The organism is bacterium (genome assembly GCA_040755795.1).
GTDB lineage: Bacteria > UBA9089 > CG2-30-40-21 > CG2-30-40-21 > SBAY01 > JBFLXS01.
Map to the genome: position 1 here is coordinate 1 of JBFLXS010000456.1, position 2,976 is coordinate 2,976.

General features: G+C 35.9%; 3 protein-coding genes. 1 reads left to right on the forward strand and 2 read right to left on the reverse strand.

Annotated features, from left to right (window positions below):
* The first annotated feature begins 413 nt into the window (after positions 1-413).
* Complete coding sequence (gene fmt, locus AB1414_18245) at positions 414-1,343, forward strand: methionyl-tRNA formyltransferase (protein MEW6609356.1); 930 nt, start codon at positions 414-416, stop codon at positions 1,341-1,343.
* Between the two features lie 55 nt (positions 1,344-1,398).
* Here fmt and AB1414_18250 read toward each other — a convergent pair whose 3' ends face one another.
* The gene (locus tag AB1414_18250) at positions 1,399-1,641 is read right to left on the reverse strand and encodes an Lrp/AsnC ligand binding domain-containing protein (protein MEW6609357.1); all 243 of its coding nucleotides are present in this window, start codon (positions 1,639-1,641) and stop codon (positions 1,399-1,401) included.
* Between the two features lie 82 nt (positions 1,642-1,723).
* Positions 1,724-2,449, reverse strand: a complete 726-nt coding sequence (locus AB1414_18255; GenBank protein ID MEW6609358.1) for a TIGR02253 family HAD-type hydrolase — start codon at positions 2,447-2,449, stop codon at positions 1,724-1,726.
* Positions 2,450-2,976: the final 527 nt, after the last annotated feature.

The window sequence follows — 2,976 nt, forward strand, 5'->3', positions numbered from 1 at the left end:
AACCGTAAAAGCTGATTAAATCAGAAGAGTGAACACATTTTTAAGGCTGGAGGCTCTAAATGCTTTATAACTGCTGGTAAAATCATAAACTACAGTTGATTGTGGAATTTAGATGCGTTTGCCCTGCGAAAAATTGCGACCTGTGCGATTAGACTAATTCATCGGAAAGACGCAAAGGAAAAATAAATGTAAAATGTAAAATAGGAAATGAAAAATGGGAAATTTTAGTACTTCGCAAGACTCATTACCTTTCAATTATACATTTTCATTTTACATTTAACCGCACAGGTGGAAAAATTGTAGTTATTGTCAGACACTACCGAAAATTACAAGACATTAAATTCCATTTCGTGTCCTTCGTGCTCTTCGTGGTGAATAGTTACTAAATAATTACAAATAAAGGAGTTCTCATTATGCGAATCCTTTTTATGGGCACACCTGACTTTGCCCTTCCTTCATTAGAAAAAATAGCCAGAAGTGAATATGAATTAATTGGCGTCATTACCCAACCTGATAAACCTACTGGCAGAGGTTATAAAATCACTCCACCAAAAGTGAAAGAATTAGCTCAAAAGTTAAATCTTAAAGTCTGGCAACCAACCTCATTAAAAAATAAAGAAGGATTGGAACTCGTTAAACGGCTTGAGCCTGATTTAGTTATAGTCGTTGCCTTTGGCCAAATTCTATCACCCGAATTTTTGCACATACCTAAACTCGGAAGTATAAATTTGCATGCCTCTTTATTACCAAAATATCGTGGTTCAGCACCAATTCAACGGGTAATAATTCAAGGAGAAACTAAAACAGGTGTTACCGTTATGTGGATAAGTGAAGAATTAGACGCAGGAGATATTATCTTACAACAAGAAATAGAAATCTCATTTCTTGACACCGCCGGAACATTATCACAAAAGATAGCTTCTACTGGCGCCGAACTCTTATTAAAGGCGATTAAACTAATTAAGGAAGAAAAGGCACCGCGGATAAAACAAGATACCTCTCAGGTAAGTTACGCTCCAAAATTAAACAAAGAAAATGGCTTGATTAATTGGAAAAAAACTAATCTGGAGATTTATAATCTTATCAGAGGTCTAAATCCATTCCCGGGAGCACATATCTACTATAAAAATCAATTATTAAAGGTTTGGGAAACCGCAATAATAAATGAAGAATGGTTACCTGGTGAGGTATTAAAGATTCTTAAAGATAAAGGACCTGTAATTGGAACAGGTAAAGGTTGTCTCTTGATAAAACAAATTCAGCCTGCTAATAAAAAAAGGTTATCAGGGATTGAATTTGTCAATGGCTATAGAATAAAAGAGGGGCACATAATCGGTTATTAATCAACACGACACTATTGATTCTTACTAATTACCGGTTACTTGCTTACTGATTACCTTATTTTTCAAGTGGAACAATAATTGCCGTTTGAGTTCTTCGGATACCATTTACGGTTTGAATCTTGGATACAACCATCTCACCTAATTTTTCTAAGTTTTCTGCTTCTAATAAGGCAATAATATCATAAACCCCGGTCACGGCATTAGCACTTTTAACCCCAGTAATATTTCTGATGGTAAGACAGGCATTTCCCACTTTTCCACCTTCTGCTTCAATTAAAATATAAGCATTGACGGCCATTTTTTTACCTCCTGAAAACAATAAGCAGTCATCAGTATGCAAAAATCATTACCTTTGCTCTCTGATGGCTGAACGCTTACTATTACTTAAGTGTAATTTCATATTTTTCTCTTAAAAGGGAAACTAATTGCATCATATCACGAATAACCGCATGAGGTTTGGTATTTCCTTCATTAAAGGCATATTTGCCACCTCGCTGGTAAAAAACAGTAATTAATCCAGCTTCATTTGCCGGGTCAATGTCATTTGTCGGATGGTCACCAACATACATTGCTTCTTGCGGTGCAATTTCAAGCATTTCACAGGCGCGGCTAAAAAGCAATGGGTCGGGTTTACGAATACCCATTTCTTCGACAAAAAACATCGCCTTTTTATCAAAATATTTCAATAATCCAAGCCGAATAATCTTCTCTATCTGCTTCAAGGTGATACCATTAGAAATAATCCCTAATTTTATTTCCTCGCACTTTGATAATACATCTAATGCCCATTCTACATCCGGAAAAGGTTTTAATTCTCTTACCTTAGCGTCATGATAGGCAACTATGCCTGTAGCAATAATAATAGATTTATTCACATCTAATTTTATATTTAAACGAGCAATAAGTTCATCGTAGTGCCGTTCATAGTTAGCCCCAAAATCTTTAGTCACCTTCTCTAATTCTTCAAATGCCTTAAACTCATCTACTCTTAAACCTGCCTCTACCATAGCTCTAATCGCACTCATTCGAGCTAAACGAGTGAATTCCGTCGTGGAATAAAGTGTATCATCTATATCAAAAAATATAACTTTTAAATTTGTCGCCATCTTTAATTACGCCTCCTTCATTGATAGGGAATTGTTTTTTGGTAACCGTTCAGGGATATAGCCACAGAGAACACAGAGGGAATATATAACCACGAATGAACACGAATAATAAAAAGATTCGACCTGTGCGGTTAAATGTAAAATGGATAATGTCCAATGAAAATGTATAACTGAAAGGTAATGAGTCTTGCGAAGTCCTAAAATTTCCCATTTTTCATTTCCTGTTTTACATTTTACATTTATTTTTCCTTTGCGTCTCTGCGATGAATTAGTCTAATCGCACAGGTGGTAAAACTTTGAGAGACCACAAAACTCTGACCCCGGCACAGTCCCCCGCCGTCAACTGCAACGCAAGGTTAGACAAAAGCTTTGATTCGCTGTCTTTTCCTTTTCCTCTGCTTCACCGAATTATTGTGCATTCCACATTCACGGTTTGACCCTAAAATATCTCCTTTTTATTTTCTCACACAAAGCCACAAAGAACACAAAGGTTTATTGTTTTATTCAATTCCTTTGTGACTTTGTGT